We start from the raw sequence: 20,067 nt of genomic DNA, 5'->3' as shown, positions 1-20,067 counted from the left end.
CTCTTATATATTTAATAAATCTTTTAGCCACTCTTGACCTTTTTCAAGCACTTGGGAGCAGTCCTCGCCAGCTACCGCTACCTTTTGATAAGCAAGCTGGGTACAGCTTTTAGGAACAATTGAAAGCTGTCGTGATGACTCTTTGTTATATTCAATCTGACTATTAAGCTTAATGGGGGTACTAAACCTTGATAATTCTAGCCACGTCCGCTCATGATCAATAAAATTGTCATCGATAGTAGCTACAACAAGTAGATTTCTTGGTCTTTCAGAGCTATATAAAACGCTTATTAGGCTTGGCAACCATAAGTCTATGGCAGTTCGTTGTAAACCATCAAGCCAAACTAAATAATATTGATTTAAGTTTGCTGCTGCCATTGACCATGCTCTTGCAAAACTAGTTTTGGCTCCTTGGTTTGGTTGCACCCATAAATCATCTAAGTTTAAAACATTTGGACCTAAGGAAACCCGAAAAACCTCACTACCTGTCACAATTTCTGCGTATTTAGACATGAGAACTTCTGCAGATGTGGGTGGTAAAAGAACCAGATCACCTGAGCGTAAAACGCTATCAAATGTAATGAGCTCTAACAATGATATGGCTGTTTTCTTTGCAACTTCTTGTAGTTTAATATAGAACTCCGAATCATCCACATATGGCACATCATCTCTTACCAACCCTCTCGACCATGGTGGTGACATAGAATCTATAGGTTTAACCAACTTTCCTTGACGATCTAAAGCTTTTTTGAAACGCTCTACAAGAGATGTATTTTCTTGGTTATCTAACTCTTTAATGTCACCAAGTGTTTGATTCAGATTATTAATTTCTGTCAGTAACTGTTGGCTCAAATCTGAAATCTTTTTCTGTAGCTCATCTTTAGCTATTTTCTGATGTTCTAATACGTCATAGTTTTCTTGGATGCTCTTTTCTAAAGCCTCTTGTTGTGATACCAGGTCTGCTAAATCTGCTCTAACCTCTTGTTCAATAATAGGTTGCATCTTTTGGCGGTAGGCATTACTTGCCGCTTGGTGAGCTATCTCCAACTTCTCCTGAAAAGGTTGCATATTTGATAAAGTATCGACTACTTGTTCTGGCTCTATTAACGACCTTGTAACCCTTTGCTTATATCCTTCCAACCATTTACGTGTGTCAGCCCAGTCTTCTTGTTCTACAATGTTTAGCGCCCGATCTAATAAGCTAACTAGATCCGCCCGTTGCTTTCTAGTAGTAGTTTTTAGATACTCATCATAATCCCTTAGTTTAGCCAATAAGTCATGTAATATATCGACGTCTAGCTTCCATGTTATTTCGCGAATGAAATCGCCAACAGTCACATCAGGTATTTTTATAAACTGCCCTTCAAAAGTATCTCCATCAAAGATTGCACTGTTAAAAGAATAAACCTCCACGTTTCTTGTTTTAGCCACATAACGACCATTACGAGGATGTGATATGACTTCAACAAGGGCACATTCTGTGTCAGATAGTGCAACAATAACTTCACTTGGCTCTGCATCAATGGCATCAATACTTCCTAAGCCAAACTCTACTAACTTATAGCGTATTTCTTCTGAATCCATATGCCTGCAATCAATAACGACTACAGGCTTCTCCCATTCCTCACTAATATAATGATCATGCTCTTTATCAGAGGGATAATTGTTGTGCTCACTGATTTTTGGATTCAATTTAGCCGTAAAAGTAATGAATTGACCTTTAGTCACAGCCACATCGTGTAACGCGGGAACGAATACCTTACCTACGGGCGCTAAATCACTGGTTAAGGTCTGTTTTTCCCACTTACCATCTACTGCCTTTGCAATACCAATGATTCGTGTGTGAGGTCGAGGAGTATAGTCAATTTGACCAAGGTACCGTTGTTCTGACATATTTTTTCCTATTTTTAAGTGTAGCTTATGCGGCTACCGCGATGGCGCTGCTTAGCAATTGTGAGAATAAGGTTTTTCGGCTCAAATTTATGATTACTTTGAATAGCCGCACCAAATATTATTCGTAATTGACTCAACTGTTCCTCACTCACGGCATATTGATACTGTGAATATTTAGATATAATGGCAGGTCCAGACTGTAGACCAGTTAATCGCCGTAACCACTTAGCGATAGGCAACGGTAAGTGGCCATTCAAACTTTGCCGTTTTAACAACCCATCATTGTAAATAAACACTGACTTTTTTATTCGTCGTGCATACTCCAAAATTGCAGTATTGCGTTGTGTTGTAATGAAAATCTGCTTTTCATCAATCGCGTACACATCTCTATCATCATCACGTACAAACCTCACTAGCCTTTTATCAGTAGAGATACTTTGTTCTAACGGAACAAACAGTCCTGGCTCAGCTTTCCAAATGCTAGACAACTGACGTCCCATAACGGACCTATTTTCTACTGGCCAACACTTTGGAGCTGGTTTTGCGACAATATTTCTACCAATTTCAATGCTCCAATTAAGCTCTTTTGCTAGTTTCTCAATGTTATCACCATACAAGCTTATAATAGGAGCTGCCCACTCTAACTGAGCATTAATATGTATCTCAACATTCTGTCTTATAGCTTCAACTTTAAGTATTTCTAGCTCTCTATTGGCAATAGCACCTTCAACGATTGCGGTCAAACCGCCTGTTAATACAATTTTTGGCGCTTGTACACGCCAAACACGTCCCCGCCATCGTCGATTCAGATCTTGCTCAAGCCAACCTGCTTCCTCTAAAGACCGTAGCACATCCCAGACCATATATTTAAGCTCAGATCTTTTAGGTAGAGCTGTCTGCAAGATAGCAATAACCTCTGACTCTGACCGAGGAGCTTGTGCACGAGCGTATAGAGCCTCCAATGCGTCGCACAAGCGATTCGGAAATACGCCCGTCGAAACCATATGTTGAGTTTCAATTATTGGTGTGCCTGATTGATAATCAAATTCTACCGACGCTTCAAATCCATCTTTTCTTTGCGACCATAAATCATTGAGTGGGGCACTATCAAAAAACTGAATTCTTTTCGATGTGACTTCGTCATAGCCACTTGTTTGTGTTAAGTGCCATTCTTTGTTTATTAAGTCATCATCGATAATCGTAACGATGTTGTCCTCAATTTGAACTTTTAATGTTGGGTTTGTGCTAAATTCACTATTGGGTTTAATTTTGACAAGTGGTAAGTATCCTAAACGTGCCAGCCATTTACCACGTCCTAGTGGGATTCCTCCTTCAAAACTTAACCCCTTCTCTGATGTGTTTTTCCCCGCTACACCTTGATTATAGGTTAACTCTAATACAGCTTGTAGCGGCATACTTTCAGAAAAACACCACTCTCTAGTAATATGACTAGGATGTTGGAACTGCTCAATGATTTCTGTGCGATTAGTTAGAATAATAGCTGTGTCTTCTGAATCAGGTTGTCTGTCATCCTGTGTCCATAGTCCACCATGGCGTTCTAATAGGACAATACATCCATTATCTAGTAAGGTCTTAACTTGCTTTGGTATCCGATACAGTTTTAAAAACTCTACAAAGCTCCCTTGCCAAAAAGTCTCTTCTAAATCTTGGCGGCGATTTCCTTTTGCTAAAACCACCTCTTCTAACTCATCACCATCCCACCCACCAAACCTGACCGATACCGACCATAGTAAAGTATGGCTTTTTGAATCTTCTCGACTGATTTCAGACAAAACACTTAGTATTAATTGCCAGAAGTAGTGGCTTCCTATAGATTGATCGCTTTCATAAAGTATTTTTAGCGCAGATAAGTCTTTTTGTATTAACGCTGGTAGCTCCCAATAATAATCTTCATTTAGCTCAATTAGCAAAGATACCGGGCTTTCAAATGCCCTATAACTTAGTTTTTTTAATACATCTTTGAGTCGTTTTCGATCATCACGAGAAGGGTATGCCAACTTCACGGCATAGCCGATAACGGTCATATTTCCTATATCTTTAGGTAAAATAATTCTTCTATAACTCTTACCTTGCTGGATTTGACTATCTATCCATTTCGTTAAAGCCAGCCATAAACTATTAATGCCGCTTACACCTTGCTCAGCACCTTGATTGTCAGCAAGTAAAGCGCCTAATCTTTCTCGATATTGATTACTATCCCCTGCATTGGTCGTCGTAGCAGCGATTAAACAAGATAATATTAAAAAATGAAAATGATGATATGCTCTTACTCCTTGAACCTTGTTTACTTTTTCTCCTAGAAAGCTCCTTACTGATTTTCTAGTAAAGATTGACATGAATGCATTTTGAATTTCTTCATCGGAGTATCCATTCATACCTATTGCATCTGCTAAGCCCGCTGGAGTTACATCCAAATTAATTATCTCTGAATCGCCATACGGCCCTTCTGTACTTAAATAGTGGTGCTGTAGAGATGTGATCCACTCTTTCTCTGTCAAACTAGCCAGAGTCTTTTGTATTGGCTTTAGCACCATGACTTGTCCTTACATGTTGTTTGATAAATTCGCAACGTTCACTTACATGCTACTGTATTTACGACATATCTCTTTGGCAGGTAATCCTAAATCTGCTTCTTTTAAGACTGATACTAAATCGATTCATCTTCGTACTCGCGGTGAACAGCAATATAGTGATAAATTTGTACAGCTAGCAAACTACCAAAAATCCTTTTGGATTATCTAGACTGAAAGCGTTTAAAATCAGGATATAGTCGCCTAGTAAGCTCATAAATCTCATCCTCTGCCTTCATCCCTCGCTTATCAGGGTTTGGATAAGCCGCAGCAGTAAGTATCAATCGGGGTAGCTCTAAGTGGTGAGAAAACACCCTCGCAAGCTCTTTTCTTAAAAAATCAAGCCAAAACGAAACCGTCTGTGCAGGCGTATGAGGATCTGGCGTACTATAAGTAAATAAATCTGCGTTAAGACAATATTCCATACGGAACGCAGCTGCCATACAATCATGCAACCACTGCAAAGTTCTATGATCAAAACTATTCAGCTCATCTCGCAAGTCGCTCAGTTCTGTACGGACATCAACTACCCTTTCGGCATGGCGATGCTTATCGATAGCAAAGTCAATGATGATTCGTAATGCTTCTCCGTAGCTGTCATGCTGGATCATTCCTATACGAATAGAATCTCCTTGAAACTCAGTACCCACTATCATCGTTAATCCCTGTTGATAAACTTATAGCGTATTAAATTAATAAGCAATAAAACACTATATCCACCCTATTTTTCAGAACACTTAAGCCTTCAAATACGATAAGATAGCGCTATAATTGCACATTAGCCTGCTAATTTACACCCGTAATTCATCGAAAGAGACCTCCATGGCATTTAACCAAACCCAGTTTTTTGAAGATTTAGAAAAATTAACCACCAAAGTCATTGATAAGAATAAACAAGACGACTTTATCTTTGATTTTCTAAAGCTACTCGATGTCTCGAAAACCACGATAACGGCACTTAAAAAGAACGATAGCCGTTTTAACGTTGCCGCCAACCCTGAAGCTGGTGAGGTTGCCAATAAGCATCGCATCTACTTCAAGCCTGTCGCTGAAGGCCAAGACCTTGCTAAAACCCTAAGTGAGGTGATAAGCAGTCCAATCATTAATCAGCACAAAATCCGTATGGTAATGGTGACAGACTTCAATACAGTACTGATTAACGACACTAAGTATGATGAGACGCTTGACTGCGACTTTACCGATCTTTATAAAAACTACCACTTTTTATTGCCACTTGCCGGCCTAGAGCGTGCGCGTGAGTACTCAGAGCACCCAGCCGATGTGCAGGCGTCAGAGAAAATGGGGCGTTTGTTTGATCATATTCGTAAGCTCAACGAGTTTAATACTGCTGATGACTTACATGCGCTTAATATATTTTTGACGAGACTACTGTTCTGCTTTTATGCCGAAGATACGGGTATCTTTAAGCCAGATCAGTTCCATGATGTGATCGATGGCACTACCAATATAGATGGCAGTGACGTCGATAGCGTCTTATATGAGCTGTTTGACATTCTCAACTTACCTGAGTCTAGCACCGAGCGCGATGCCAAGCCCACTCACCTAAGTGCATTCCCCTATGTGAACGGTAGCTTATTTGAATATCCCTTTGCCATCCCGGAGTTTGATGCACGCACCCGCCGTATCTTGTTAGAGTGCGCACGTTTGAGCTGGGCCGAGATTAACCCCGATATTTTCGGCTCCATGTTTCAAGCGGTGATTGACCCTGAGCAGCGTGGCAGCTTAGGACAGCATTACACCAGTGTTAGCAATATCATGAAGGTCATTCAGCCGCTATTCTTAGATGAGCTACATGAAGAGCTAGACGCGGTGAGAGCATTAAGTCATGACAATCGCCATAAGAATAATAAAGCCGAACGTTTAGATGCCCTACTTAAGCGTATCAGCCAAATCAAAATATTTGACCCAGCGTGCGGGTCAGGCAACTTCTTGATCATTGCTTATAAAGAGTTACGCAAACTAGAGATCGATATATTAAAGGCACAACGCGATTTACTAGGCTCTAATGACAATCTATTAGGTCTAGGCTTTGATAGTGTGGTCAGCTTAGATAACTTATACGGTATCGAGTATGACGACTTTGCCAGTCAGATTGCACGCTTGTCACTGTGGCTCGCTGAGCATCAGATGAATGTGCTGTGTGAGCAGGAATTTGGTGTCTCTCAGCCGATGCTACCGCTGAAAGACAGTGGTCATATCATTTATGGCAATAGCTTGCGTATCGACTGGCAGGACGTCTGTCCGAATAATAGCACGGATGAGATTTATATTATCGGTAATCCGCCGTTTGGGGGCACAACCAATAGAACTGACGAACAAGCTGAAGACATGAAAATTGTTTTTGGAAAAAAAGTTCTTAAATATTTAGATTATGTGTCCTCTTGGTTTTGGAAAGGTTCACAGTATATTGCTAACTCTAATGCCGAGCTTGCTTTGGTATCTACTAACTCAATTGCTCAAGGTGAGCAAGTAGCCATGCTATTCCCTGATATTTTCAAATTAGGTATCCATATTCGCTTTGCTTATCAAACGTTCCCTTGGACTAACAATGCTAAGCACAATGCGGCTGTACATGTGATTATTATTGGTCTTTCTACTCAAGGTCGCAAAAATAAAACAATATATAAGCTTGTTAATAAATCATGGCATAGTGAGAAAGTAGAAAATATTAGCCCATATCTCGTATCAGGAAGCAATATTACTGTAGAGGCGTTAAGAAAACCCATTCAGCCAAGAACTAAAATGATATTCGGTAATAAACCTACTGATGGTGGATTTTTATATCTAGATGAAAGTGAGAAAAGTAATTTTGAGTTCAACGAACCATCTTCAAAACAATATATAAAACAAATTTTAGGAGCAAAAGAATTTTTACATAGCCAGCAAAGGTGGTGCTTATGGTTCGAGGGTGCTGACTTAAAAAGTCTGGTTAAATATCCTTTAATCAAAGAAAGATTAGATGGAGTGAAAAACTTAAGAGAAAATAGCGATGCAGAATCAACTAGGGATTATGCCAAATATCCACATTTATTTCGACAAATAGCTCAACCTAAAGAAGGCAACTATATTCTTGTACCTAGGGTTTCCTCAGAACGTCGTAAATACGTACCAATGGGTTTCTTTGACCATACAATAATATCATCAGATGCTAATCAAATGATCCCTAATGGCACGCTATTTGATTTTGGCATTTTAAACTCTCTTTCTCATAATGATTGGATGCGATTGGTTGCTGGTCGCCTAAAAAGTGATTACCGATACTCTGGGACTATCATATACAACACCTTCCCCTTCCCTGACGCCACAGACGATCAGAAACAGCATATTGAAACCTTAGCAGAAGAAATCTTACTCGCTCGCGCTAACAATGCTGGCATGACTCTCGCAGAGTTATATGACCCTGATAAGATGCCTGATGATTTAAAGCAAGCGCATAGCACGTTAGACGACGCGGTGGACAAGCTGTATCGCCCGCAAGGCTTTGCCAATACCGAAGAGCGTTTGGCGCATTTGCTGGCACGTTATGAGCAGCTTATCGAAGCGGAAAAGCAAAGTAAGACGAAAAAGAAAGCTAAGTAGCTTATTTGGCATTAACATCCATACCAAAACAATATCAAACCCCTTATAAAGAGCGTTCTATTATGTTTTCCAAAATCTTATCAAGTGCAGCAATTGCTGCCCTACTCGTGTTTTCTGCGGGTCAAGCATCAGCTGCGTCGCAAAGTGACCTCATATCGCTAAAAGGCAAAAATGGTCAAGACCTTCCTGAAGGCGATATGTTTATATTGTTTGCATGGATGGAAGATGGCTGTATCGGTGATGGTCCCATTTATAGCTCTATCAATGAACATCATAATAAATTCATTGATAAATCGATGAAAATGAAGACCCTTGCAGAACCGAATGCAAATGATGATATTTATGAGTTTTCTATAACACCTAGATCTCAATGGACCCCTGGTTATAGCCCACTCATAAAGGATATCAGCATGCATACTAATTATGAATATACTGAATACCATATTAAATTTGCAAATGGTGTCAAATACCGTGAACAACCTATAACAGAGTATCAATATAAGTTTAGACCTGAGTCAGAAGGTGGTGCACACGTCCTGAAGTTTGCCAAGAATGCAGATATGCAAAGCGTGTGGAAACACTTCAAAACACGTCAGACATCACACTGGATGGACGGTGTCTTTGATCAAAAGGCTGAGTTTGATCGTAATGATAATACGATAACTTGTGTTTATTAGTTTCACACTATTGCTATGACAAATGAGCTTTATTTTTACGACGCTACAGACTTACAAGCATCTCTACCTATGATGAATCGACTATGACTGCCACTGTTAATATCCTAAATCAAAATTACGCCCGCACGGGTCAAAGTAAACAGAACAACGAGCTTGGCATGCGTGAAATGCAGGCGCGTGCATTTGAGAAGCGTCATAGCCAGTATTTGCTTATTAAGTCGCCGCCTGCCTCTGGTAAGTCACGTGCCATGATGTTTTTGGCACTCGACAAGCTGATCAATCAAGGTATCAAAAAGGTCATTATTGCCGTCCCAGAGATGAGTATCGGTAAATCCTTTAAATCAACGCCGCTGAGCGACTTTGGATTCTTTGCCGATTGGGAGGTGGCAGACCGCTATAACTTATGCTTAAGTCTCGCTCAAAGTGATACACGTAAGACTGCGATATTCTCAGAGTTTATTAGCCAAGATGTAGATGACAGCGCCCTACCCCAAGTATTAGTCTGCACCCATCATAGCTTTCGATATGGTTTTGACAAAGTGATTGAAGATGGCGGCAGTATTGAGCTATTTAACGATGTGCTGATCGGTATTGATGAGTTCCATCACGTGTCAGCGGATGACTCTAATCGCTTGGGTGCCATACTAGATGGCATTATGACACAGACTAGCGCGCATATTGTGGCAATGACGGGTTCATATTTCCGTGGTGACTCAGTACCCATCTTGTCAGACAACGACGAAGAGAAGTTCGATAAGGTAACTTACACCTACTACGAACAGCTGAATGGTTATGAATACTTAAAATCATTAGGGCTCGGCTATCACTTTTATAAAAAATCATTTTTTGATGCCTTAGATGAATGCTTGGACACCAGTAAGAAGACCATCATTCACATTCCTAACGTCAACAGTCTCACTGCTGAGACAGACAAGTATGAGACCGTTGGCCGTATCATAGATGTCATTGGTGAAGTTGAGTCTCGTGATGATATTACTGGTGTTATGACAATACGCGCACATGACGGTAAGCAATTGCTACTCGCAGATCTAGTGACTGATGACGCTATGCGGGCGAATACTCAGGCTTACTTAGCAGATATTACCTCTCGTGATCAGATGGATATCATCGTCGCCCTTGGGATGGCAAAAGAAGGCTTCGACTGGGAGTATTGTGAGCACGTATTAACGATTGGCTATCGCGGCTCACTGACCGAGGTGGTGCAGATCATTGGACGCTCGACACGAGATAGCCAAGGTAAACACCATGCTCAATTTACCAACCTAATCGCTGAGCCAGAAGCCGATAAGTCGACTGTGACAAGCTCTGTTAATGACTTATTAAAAGCCATTACGCTATCGCTACTGATGGAACAAGTGCTCAAACCTAACGTCAACTTTAAACGCCGCAGTGAGATAGACCTATTAGGGACGCAAGACTTGCCGGCAGGTACGGTTATCATTGACGACAGCGTCAACCCTCCGTCTGATCGAGTCATGGATATACTAAACCAAGACCGTGATGAGATATTGGCCCAGCTCACTCAGAACACTGAGACAGTCAAAAAGTATATTGCCGCCGAAACCAATAATGTCGAGACTGAAGCGGTATCAGACTCCGTCATCCCAAGTATTATCCGTAGTAAATACCCAGCGCTAGACACTGATGAGGTACGGCAAGTACAAGAAGGCGTCATGCAGTATATGGCCATCAACCGCCAAGGCGGCGTGGTTGAGGGTAAGGATATTCCTGAGGATGCGGTCATCGAAAATGAACGATTTTTCGTTGAGCAAGGCACTGAGTATGTCGATATCGCTACTCTGAACGCTGAACGGAAAGGTCAGCTCAACGAAAGTGACATCATTAAAGAGCGCCACTTGCCAGCTGGCGCAAAAATTTACAACCCTAGCACCAAATCAAGTAGTAATAGCGACTCGAACCCTAGCAACGGTTTTGTCAAAGTCGGCAGTAAGTTTGTCAATGTAAACAACCTTCCTATCGATCTTGTGCGCTCCGTCAATCCCTTTCATGATGCGTATGAAGTTCTCTCTAGGACAGTGGACAAAGAAGTACTGCAAACCATCAATGACGTCGTCCATGCCAGCCGCTCTACTGTCACTGAGGAAGAAGCGGTCCTGATGTGGCCAAAGATCGTTGCATTTATGAAAAATAAAAATCGTCAACCTGATAAAAACTCAGAGGACGCTATCGAGCGACGTATGGCTGAGGTTATCACTTATGTCAGAAACCAAAAAGCAAAACGAGACGCCAATAGTCATGATTAAACTCGATGAGATCTATCAAAGTCGTGAGTACAAAACGCTAGACGATATTTTTATCAATGACAGTACTGGTCTACTTGATGATATTAAGCCTACTACCAAAAGCGCAGATACTAATAGTGTTTTAGCGCAGCAGTTTGACACTATCAACCTTTTTATCGATCAACAGGGACACGTGCCTAGTAGCAGTGCCAACGATATTAATGAAAAGATACAAGCTCGCCTGTTAGCGACCATACAAACTAACCACGCAGACTCGCGAGAACTGCTAGCTTTAGATAGACATGGTTTATTAACTGCTCAAAGTGCGGCCTCTACCCTATCTGACGACAAACCCACACTCTCAGACAAAAGTATAAGTAATAAGAATAATGAGTCTGAAAAGACAAATAGCGCTGGCACTGAAAAAGCTGAGCCGGTAGTTGAGGTTGTTAGCGAGCCTCCTGTGATTAATAGTCTAGATGATATTTTTAACAGTGACGACCTAGGGATTTTTGACAATATTCATTCTGAAATCCTAATCAGTGATCATAAGGCTAATACACGTGCCAGCTATGATCAATATAACGACGAAGATATAGCCAGCCGGTTCAAATGTAAGGACTTTTATAAATTTGAAGCGACGTTTGAGCGTATATCTAAAGCCATTCAAACGGGTGCTTTTACTAAAACCAACTTTTCATCAGTGAAAGATATCAACATTGGCAGCGTCTTTGTTTTAAATGGCATGCTTTGCTATGTGGCTAATATTTATAAAGCAGAGGCCAGAAAAAACACCCGTAGCCAAGAGAGATTACGCTTAATATTTTCTAATGGTACAGAGTCCAATATGCTCACTCACTCATTGGCTACCGCGCAGTATAAATACGAAAACAGCTATCAGCTGTTAATTACTGATCCCGACTGGATGGACGATGAACTGGCCAAAAACTTTGGGGACGAGCGACAACTTACCGGTGTCATTTATGTTGCTAAGCTGACTGAGACCCCAAGTGATTTAGCGCACTATAAACATCTGCACAAAATTGGCTTCTCAACCCTTACAGGAGAAGCGCGTACTAAACACTCGATTAGGGATACCGCTTTCTTGCAACAGCCTGTAGATATCATAGCTGAATGGCAAGTCTATGATGCCAATGCTCGTAGTGTGGAAAGTGTCTTGCATGCCTTCTTCTACGATCAAAGAGTCAAGGTATCTTCAAAAGCAGCAGATAATAATCTTTACAAGGCGACAGAGTGGTTCAATGTTCCCCTTGATGAGATTGAAAAAGCAATTAACCTAGTTATCGCTGGTGACATTAAAAACTATCGTATGGATGGTGCGGCTGGCAAGGTGGTTATGAAGTGATGGGCTCTTGCAGCACTAACTTATATCCATATGTTTAAAAGTTATCAGATGTGATTACCTATAATATTACGGGTCTATAAATAGTATTTATAGAAATACTGATTATCAACCACAATATGAAAATACTATGGTGATAATTCATCTAAGCCTGTTTATATAAAGCTAGCACTACAACTTGCTAATCATAATATTTGTCAGGTGGCTTTGTGAAAATCGGGGTTTGATAATAATAAAAATAGACTGACAAGCATATTTGCCATATTAAATAAATTTGGGGTTAATTTCCTCTATCCGATAAGGAGTCTATTGTGAGTTTTCAAGGCCTATCTGCTAAGTATCGGCGCTTATATCAAGAGCATGCAGGATGGCGATTGATGCGAGCAGACAATGCACCGCACATAATGGCGTTTATCTCTGATCTATTCAGTGAACGTAGCGAAGTGCCCTATAACCGAGCTAAATTACTATTAGAGGCGCAAATTGAACACAGTCGTAATCTTGGTATTTGGGAAACCCAAACCAACGCTACTACTTACCTTAATCAATGGATAGCTCAGGGCTGGCTTCGTGAACTTGATGATCTATTGACCAAAACTGATGCAACAGAAATGGTGATACGCTTTTGTCATGGGCTAGAAGAACGTAGTATTGGTGTCAGTGCCTCACACTTGCGTATCGTACAAGAAGCTGTTCGAGATTTTGTGGTCGTTACCAATGAAGATACTGATAGCCGAGTTAAGTTACTTGAAGAAAAAAAAGCAGCCATTCAGCGTCAAATAGACGATTTGCAGGCAGGTGTGGTACATACGTTGAGCGACAATGAACAGCGTGAATATATCCGTGAAATATACCAGCTTGCGTCACAACTCACCGGTGATTTTAGGTTATTAGAAGAACAAATACGTAAGCTTGATAAAGACATTCGCATACAGATGATCGACGACGCTACTTCAAGAGGCAATCTGCTAAATGAAGTTATGAAACAAGAAAATGTGTTATCAGAGACCGAAGCTGGCAGTGCTTTTGAAGGGTTTTTTCAACTATTATGTGATTACAACCGTGTCACAGAGTTTCGTGAGCAATTGCAGTATGTCTTACAAACACCTGCAGCAAAGCATTTAAGCTTACATCAACGTCAGTTTTTAGCGGATTTGATAGCAGAACTGAGCCGTGAGAGCGAAAGAGTACTTCGCATTCGCAGACGTACCGAACAAGAATTAAGAGCCTATATTGAAAGTGGCGCAATGAGCGAAAACCGTACCGTAGGCAAACTCATCAACAAGCTTGAGCAGTTGGCGGTAACCTTACGTAATGAAGAGTGCAACTTAAAATCAAACACCTCATTGTCATTGTCTGTGGGTAAGATTGAGTTGTCATCTCCAGACTCAATCAGACTAAAACAACCCGATGAGCGGCTACAAATGGGCCTCACAACACCTCATATTAATAGCCGTGAGCCAAGCGTCAAGATGCTTGCGAGTCTAAACTCAGTTAAAGTGCAAGAAGTGGCCATAAAAGTAAAGTCTATGCTCATGCAAAACAGTCCACAAACCATTTCTCAGCTTATTCATCAACTACCCATTAGTGAAGGGCTTGAAGAATTAGTTGCTTACATTCGTATTGCCCGTGCTGTAAAAGCTACTGAGCTTGCATCAGTGGAGGAAGTTATCATTAATGACAATCAAGGCAATATGTTACGTGCCAGCATACCAACAATGCTACTAACGCCTTCTTTATTCCCTGAAAATATTGAAGACTTATCGCTGTAACCATACCTTCTAATAAGACTAATTATAAAAAACTAATGACAACGGACTGAATATAGAGGATTAGAATGAGTGTATCCAATCATTTTTTTGACATGGTCATTGGTACCAACAGTGACACTGCCGTTAGTAGTAATCACGATAAGAAATCTACATCAGCGAGTAAGAACGAAACTATTAGTCCTGATAGCGAAAGTGTTAACGATGAGTCTGCGATTAAAAATACTATGCTAGACCCTATGCCTGGCGATGCCAGTCGCGTCTTAGTACATATCATGCGCCATGGGGTTATTTTTCATGCGCAAAAACCTAATTTATATCATTCATTATGCCGATATCAGTCGATGATTCAGCGCCATTTGTCTGAGGTCTACTTAACCTTAGTTTTAGATGAGCGGCAAGGTATTGCTTTTATTGCTCGTTCTGATAGTGAGACTGCAGGCAACAGCCAAGATAGCTTTGATTCAGCAAGTACAAGCCACCCTAAAGACCTGTTAGCAGATGAGCTTATAGATAGTAATGATGATGAGCACACTCACTCGCTGATTAGCAAACGCACACTGAGCTTATATGACACCTTGATATTGTTAATGTTGCGAAAATATTATCAAGAGCGCGAAACCAGTGGCGAACAAAAAATCATCATCGACATTGAACGCCTGTCATCGCTACTCATCCCTTTTTTACCATTAACTGATCATACCAGCCGAGATCTTAAAAAATTGAGCGCGCGACTCAAAGAGCTTAGCCGTCGCCATTTATTAAGTAGCATTCGCGGCAATGATGATCGTTACGAGATAACGCCTTTGATTCGTTATGTGGTCAGTGCTGATTTTTTAGAGAGTATGCTGGGTGAATATCTGCGCTTGGCACAAGGTACAACAAATACAGAATTAGAGTCACCTACTTTTGAAAATGACGATTTCGAAGATAAAAAATATTCTCAAGATGACTCCTTAAACAATCAATCTACAAACAAAGTAAAATCCGAAAAAACTTCCAATAATCAATCTGTAGATAATCAGTCCGATTTATTTGGCGAATGAGGATGAATATAATGCAACAATCATCAAATGACGCGACTCTGAACATCACGCCACTTAGCCAAATACGCTTAGCCAAACTGTCTGTATTTAATTGGGGGTCATTCCATGGGTTACATACGGCAAATATCGACGTGGAAGGAACCCTCATCACAGGAGATAATGGCTCAGGAAAGTCCACCTTAATTGATGGATTAATGGCACTGCTCATGCCTGCTGGTAGAGCGACTTTTAATGTCGCAGCAGCACAAAATGACAAAAGTGACCGCTCACTAATCAGCTACATGCGTGGCAGTTTTGGCTCAGCGCACGATGGTATCAACACTAAGGTAAAAAGTAAGCGCGATAAAGGTGTTATTACAGGACTATCTGCTGAATATCTCAGTGACGATGGTCAAAAAATGACTTTATTGGCACTATTTTGGACGACTGTCGCTAGTAACTCGTTAAGTGATGTGAAAAGACTGTATGTCGTCGCTCAAAAACAGTTGCCACTGTCAGAGGTCTTAGATCAGTTTGCTCAAGGCAATGTCCGTAAATTAAAACAATGGTTAAGCATGCAGCCAGAAGTAACTTGCTGTGATGATAATTTTGGCGACTATCAAGAGCTGTACCGACGCATGCTCTATATGGACAACCCAAACGCGCCGGCCCTTCTCTCGCGAGCGCTGGGTCTAAAAAAGATTGATGACTTAACTGAGCTGATTCGTACGCTGGTACTTGAGCCAAGTGGCGTTCGTGATGACGCCAAAGAGATTGTGAAAGAATTCGGTGACTTGGTTGCCATTCATACTCGCCTGCAAGATGCCAAAGAGCAAGTTACCCACCTTGAACGCTTACCAAAGCTTGCTGATGATATCGTAAAAACACAATTAGTTATTAATGACACTTCTAAGCAAAAACAAGCGCTGCCGATCTATTTTGCTCAGTGCTACGCCAAACTATATCAGCAAAAGCAACAGCAGTTGTCACAACAGCTAGAGCAATTAGAGCGCGATCTTGCGCAAATCGAACAACAAGAGCGTGATGCTACTGAAACAGTAAACCGCTGCCGTGATGAATATATGAACCTCGGCGGCAATCGCATTGATAGCCTAAAAAAAGACATCCAAGCTACTAAAGATACCCTTAACCGCACCAATGCGAACGCCTCTCGTTACCAAATACTATGCCGTAACCTAAGTATTAAAACCACTTTAGATGAGCAGACTTTTCACAGCAATATTACTCAAGCCAATAATATTCAAGAGCATCTCGCTGAGCAAGAAGCAGACCGTGAACGTGAATTTGGTGACTGCGCCATTGCTTTAAATGAAACTGAGGAACACCATCGAGAGCTATCAAATGAGATTGAAGCACTTAAAAGCCAACCTAACTCAAATATTCCACCGAAGTTTAACCAACTAAAAGACGCAATTTCCCGTAGTTTAGGCATTGATCCTAATACACTCATGTATATCGGTGAATTGGTCGATATAGAAGAAGATGAACAAGATTGGCAAGGCGCTATCGAGCGAGCACTTGGAGGATTAAAAACCACATTACTTGTACCAAAAGAGTATTACTCGCTTGTTACTAAATGGCTTAATAGCCAGCACACAGGATTACATGTCCGTGTACAAGTAGTATTGGATAATCAACAAGCTAAGAGCCATACTGCATTTAAAGCTGACGGTTTTTTATGTAAGCTAAAATGGCGTACTCACTCTTATCGTGACTGGCTCAAAACATTTTTATCTCGTTATGATTTGCTGTGTGTGGCTAACACCGAACAGCTCGACCGCACTGCTTTTTCAATGACTCGGCAAGGATTAATTCATAAAGAAAAAGGCCGCTTTGATAAAAAAGACTTGCAGAGTATTAATGATAGGCGTCATTGGCAACTGGGCTTTAGCAACAAAAACAAGCTCGCATTGCTGCAAGTAGAAATAGAGCAGCTCAAAACAAAGCTGCAAGAAGATAGTAAACACTGGAAAGATGCACGCGCAGCCATGCGTAGTGTCAGTGAGCAAATATCCTCATGGAAGAAGTTAGAGGAATTTGAATGGTCACAAATCAATGTACCGTATTGGCAACAAAGACTGGAGCATGAGGAACATGAGCTAAGCGCTATTGAAAACGCCCAAGGCGATTTAAAACAAGCTAAAGTACGCTTTGATAATGCTGAAGAAGCTTTATCTAAAGTCGCTCAAGATAAAAAAGAGAAGGTGCGTCAAAACGGTGCAAAAGAGCAAGAGTTATCATCTGTGCAAAAGGAGCTTGATAGATCTAAGAGATTAGCTGAAGTAGAGTTAGATGAGCAGGTAAAACAGCAGCTAAAGGCGTTGGTTGGTAATATCGAGCTTGACAATTCTAGCTATCAAACGCAAATAACCAAACAGCTTGAAGAAAAAATAAACGAAAACCAAAGTAGGCTCAACAAATATACTCATACAGCTATCGGCATTATGAGTAGCTATAAATCAAAACCACAATGGCAGGCTTATACGGTTGAATGGGAAACAGGGCTGAATGGTATGGATGACTATATCGCCCATTTGAACCAATTAAGCAATGAGGGATTACCTGAGTTACTGGATGAATTTAAAAAACGCTTAAACAAACATGCCACTCAATCGCTGGCACGTCTAAGTAATCACTTATCTATGGTGCATGACGATATTCGTCGGCGTATTGGACATATCAATGAGGTATTAAAGAAAACTGAGTTTAGGCAAGACTCTCATCTTAAGCTCAGTTTAAAACGTGAAAACTTCTTGCATGTACAAACCTTTAACCAAAAACTCAATCAGGCCCTCTCTGCGGTGAACGACGATAACCATACAAGAAGGTTTTACCTACTTAAAGAGGTCATCGACATATTGGATAAAGCTACTAGCTCCACTTCGAGTACTACCCTTGAAAGTTTACGTTTATTAGACCCTCGCTATCAGCTGGCATTTTTTGCTGAAGAAATTGATAACGATACACAAGAGGTCTTGGACGTGCTCAGCTCATCAAGTGGCAAATCGGGCGGCGAAAAAGAATCTTTTGCGGGTATGATTGTTGCAGCAAGCCTCGCTTATGTGTTAACGCCCGATGGCTGTGATATGCCAATATATAGTACTGTGTTTCTGGACGAAGCTTTTTCAAATACTGCCGAACAAGTTAGTCGCCGCGTACTAAAAGTATTCAAAAAGCTAAACATTCATGTCAACTTAATCACCCCATTTAAGAACCTAAATTTGGCACGTGAATCTGCCAGAAGCTTACTGATTGCTGAGCGTAACCAAGAACATCATGAAAGCCGATTATGCGAAGTTACTTGGAAAGAAGTGGATAACATCCTGGCAAAGAATAAGCTTGAACAGTTCTCCCAAGACAACCAAGAAATTGCAGAATTAGGTATTGAGCTTCATGACTAAAGAGATGATAACTACAGAAACACCAAATTGGGGTTTGATGCCTGCAGCCGTCATCACACAACTAAAAAAGCGAGAGTGGGACAATCTACCACGCCTTAAAGCCCGTTTAAAAAATGAAAGAGCCTTCCCTATTGTCATAAGCCTAAAGCCTCCCAAAACAGGTAATGAATTACTCAACCATACACTGCATTTCCACGAATTTGTGCAAGCGTGGCGTAATTTTGCTTTCGCTGATATGGTGCAATGGCAGCATAATAGCTTTCGACATTTTTCTGAACAGACCCTTCCTATCACTTTAACTATTCCTAATATTCAAGCACTGTCTGAAATATTAGGCGCATCGGCACGCCAGCAGCTTAAAGACTGGCAAAAAAAACTAAGCTACCTTCATACCGAAATCGCTAAAGGCATGACAATGTCATCTGCTAACAGTACAAATAAGATTGCAGATAGCTGGCATGAGAATTTATTTTTTGCTCTCATTGATATGTTAGAAGTTGTTGATAACTTGAGTGCTGATGATCTAAAGTTACTGGTCGCGCTTATACCGCAATTAAAAAAAGGAATGGGTGCCGGGCTATACTTGCGCGCTTTGCCAGTATGTTACGTTGATACCAAGTTTATAGAAACCTATCACAAGCTTATCGAGACCTTATTGGAAGCTTTTTATCCTGGGCAAATCAAAGAACAAGGCTTAGCTTATTGGCTCGGATGCTTGGATAAGCCTAAAGGCTGGTTAATGGTACGACCTTTGTGCCCTGATACAAGATATGCTTTATCTGGCTTGCCTATTTTAAGATTACCGATACATGTTCTACATAGCCAAGCGCTGCCTGCTAAACATATTTTAGTCGTAGAAAATGAGCAATCTTGCTTAGCACTCCCAGAAACAGAAAACACGATTGCAGTTGCAGGGGGTGGTAAAAATATTAATTGGATGAATGCTGGCTGGTTACAGAAAAAGACAGTAGCGTACTGGGGCGATATTGACTCTGAAGGTTTAATGATATTAAGCCGCGCCAGAGAATACTGTCCAAAGTTGACCGCTATCATGATGGACGACCAAACGATAAAACAGTTTATCAATCGTATGGTAGATGAGCCGGACTCTATAAATCATGAGCCAACACACTTAACTCATGACGAGTTAACATTATTTACAGAATTGCGCCGAGGAATATATGGCTTTAAGAGATTAGAACAAGAAAGACTTCCAAGCGAATATATTAAACAAGCATTGGAAAAGTGGCTCGATAAGCCTACTCCATATTCTTCATAATTGCTATTTAGCTTAAAAGATCAATTATTTGAGATTTCGCTACGATTGATAATATCTTTGCTAATTTATTTCCTTATCGTAGTTATGTCTCAAAATACTTAGCCTCTAAAACTACTGAAGTTACTCATACTGATCTACTCTCCCCGTAGCAATTTTTTATTTTTAGAAATTGTAACTGATATGT

The 20,067-nt window shown here is 40.7% G+C and carries 11 protein-coding genes; 8 read left to right on the top strand and 3 right to left on the bottom strand.

The window, feature by feature from the left end:
• Positions 1 to 3: 3 nt before the first annotated feature.
• The 3 genes from ACTXGO_RS00175 to ACTXGO_RS00165 all read right to left on the bottom strand — a co-directional run bounded on the left by ACTXGO_RS00175 (position 4) and on the right by ACTXGO_RS00165 (position 5,140).
• On the bottom strand, positions 4 to 1,893 hold the full coding sequence (locus ACTXGO_RS00175; protein WP_443541593.1) for a hypothetical protein: 1,890 nt from the start codon (positions 1,891 to 1,893) through the stop codon (positions 4 to 6).
• Positions 1,894 to 1,907: 14 nt separating this feature from the next.
• Complete coding sequence (locus ACTXGO_RS00170; RefSeq protein ID WP_443541595.1) at positions 1,908 to 4,448, bottom strand: hypothetical protein; 2,541 nt, start codon at positions 4,446 to 4,448, stop codon at positions 1,908 to 1,910.
• A gap of 200 nt (positions 4,449 to 4,648) precedes the next feature.
• The gene (locus tag ACTXGO_RS00165; RefSeq protein ID WP_443541597.1) at positions 4,649 to 5,140 is read right to left on the bottom strand and encodes a hypothetical protein; all 492 of its coding nucleotides are present in this window, start codon (positions 5,138 to 5,140) and stop codon (positions 4,649 to 4,651) included.
• Positions 5,141 to 5,306: 166 nt separating this feature from the next.
• Between ACTXGO_RS00165 and ACTXGO_RS00160 the strand changes: the two genes are divergently transcribed.
• The 8 genes from ACTXGO_RS00160 (at position 5,307) to ACTXGO_RS00125 (ending at position 19,883) form a co-directional block, all read left to right on the top strand.
• Positions 5,307 to 8,084, top strand: coding sequence for a DNA methyltransferase (locus ACTXGO_RS00160; protein WP_443541599.1), 2,778 nt, complete (start codon positions 5,307 to 5,309; stop codon positions 8,082 to 8,084).
• A 5-nt stretch (positions 8,085 to 8,089) separates the two neighbouring features.
• Positions 8,090 to 8,761, top strand: a complete 672-nt coding sequence (locus ACTXGO_RS00155; protein WP_443541601.1) for a hypothetical protein — start codon at positions 8,090 to 8,092, stop codon at positions 8,759 to 8,761.
• Between the two features lie 83 nt (positions 8,762 to 8,844).
• Positions 8,845 to 11,046: a DEAD/DEAH box helicase gene (locus ACTXGO_RS00150; RefSeq protein ID WP_443541603.1), complete on the top strand. Its 2,202-nt coding sequence runs from the start codon at positions 8,845 to 8,847 to the stop codon at positions 11,044 to 11,046.
• A complete protein-coding gene (locus ACTXGO_RS00145; RefSeq protein WP_443541605.1) occupies positions 11,000 to 12,391 on the top strand; it encodes a GIY-YIG nuclease family protein in 1,392 nt (463 codons plus the stop codon). The genes ACTXGO_RS00150 and ACTXGO_RS00145 overlap by 47 nt, the downstream gene beginning before the upstream one ends.
• Before the next feature lie 308 nt (positions 12,392 to 12,699).
• Positions 12,700 to 14,160 (top strand): DUF3375 domain-containing protein, encoded by a 1,461-nt coding sequence (locus ACTXGO_RS00140; RefSeq protein WP_443541607.1) that lies wholly within the window; start codon positions 12,700 to 12,702, stop codon positions 14,158 to 14,160.
• Positions 14,161 to 14,225: 65 nt separating this feature from the next.
• Positions 14,226 to 15,203, top strand: a complete 978-nt coding sequence (locus tag ACTXGO_RS00135) for a DUF4194 domain-containing protein (protein WP_443541609.1) — start codon at positions 14,226 to 14,228, stop codon at positions 15,201 to 15,203.
• Positions 15,204 to 15,214: 11 nt separating this feature from the next.
• Complete coding sequence (locus tag ACTXGO_RS00130; RefSeq protein ID WP_071001766.1) at positions 15,215 to 18,604, top strand: ATP-binding protein; 3,390 nt, start codon at positions 15,215 to 15,217, stop codon at positions 18,602 to 18,604.
• On the top strand, positions 18,597 to 19,883 hold the full coding sequence (locus ACTXGO_RS00125) for a Wadjet anti-phage system protein JetD domain-containing protein (protein WP_083328828.1): 1,287 nt from the start codon (positions 18,597 to 18,599) through the stop codon (positions 19,881 to 19,883). The genes ACTXGO_RS00130 and ACTXGO_RS00125 overlap by 8 nt, the downstream gene beginning before the upstream one ends.
• Positions 19,884 to 20,067: the final 184 nt, after the last annotated feature.

Source organism: Psychrobacter sp. T6-1, assembly GCF_052258445.1.
The sequence above is the reverse complement of the archived record's forward strand: the minus strand, read 5'-3'. Positions and strand labels throughout refer to the sequence as shown.

Excerpts from the sequence above, each read along its gene's own strand:
- ACTXGO_RS00175 (WP_443541593.1), bottom strand. The coding sequence starts at position 1,893 with ATGTCAGAACAACGGTACCTTGGTCAAATTGACTATACTCCTCGACCT.
- ACTXGO_RS00170 (WP_443541595.1), bottom strand. The coding sequence starts at position 4,448 with ATGGTGCTAAAGCCAATACAAAAGACTCTGGCTAGTTTGACAGAGAAA.
- ACTXGO_RS00165 (WP_443541597.1), bottom strand. The coding sequence starts at position 5,140 with ATGATAGTGGGTACTGAGTTTCAAGGAGATTCTATTCGTATAGGAATG.
- ACTXGO_RS00160 (WP_443541599.1), top strand. The coding sequence starts at position 5,307 with ATGGCATTTAACCAAACCCAGTTTTTTGAAGATTTAGAAAAATTAACC.
- ACTXGO_RS00150 (WP_443541603.1), top strand. The coding sequence starts at position 8,845 with ATGACTGCCACTGTTAATATCCTAAATCAAAATTACGCCCGCACGGGT.
- ACTXGO_RS00145 (WP_443541605.1), top strand. The coding sequence starts at position 11,000 with ATGTCAGAAACCAAAAAGCAAAACGAGACGCCAATAGTCATGATTAAA.
- ACTXGO_RS00135 (WP_443541609.1), top strand. The coding sequence starts at position 14,226 with ATGAGTGTATCCAATCATTTTTTTGACATGGTCATTGGTACCAACAGT.
- ACTXGO_RS00130 (WP_071001766.1), top strand. The coding sequence starts at position 15,215 with ATGCAACAATCATCAAATGACGCGACTCTGAACATCACGCCACTTAGC.
- ACTXGO_RS00125 (WP_083328828.1), top strand. The coding sequence starts at position 18,597 with ATGACTAAAGAGATGATAACTACAGAAACACCAAATTGGGGTTTGATG.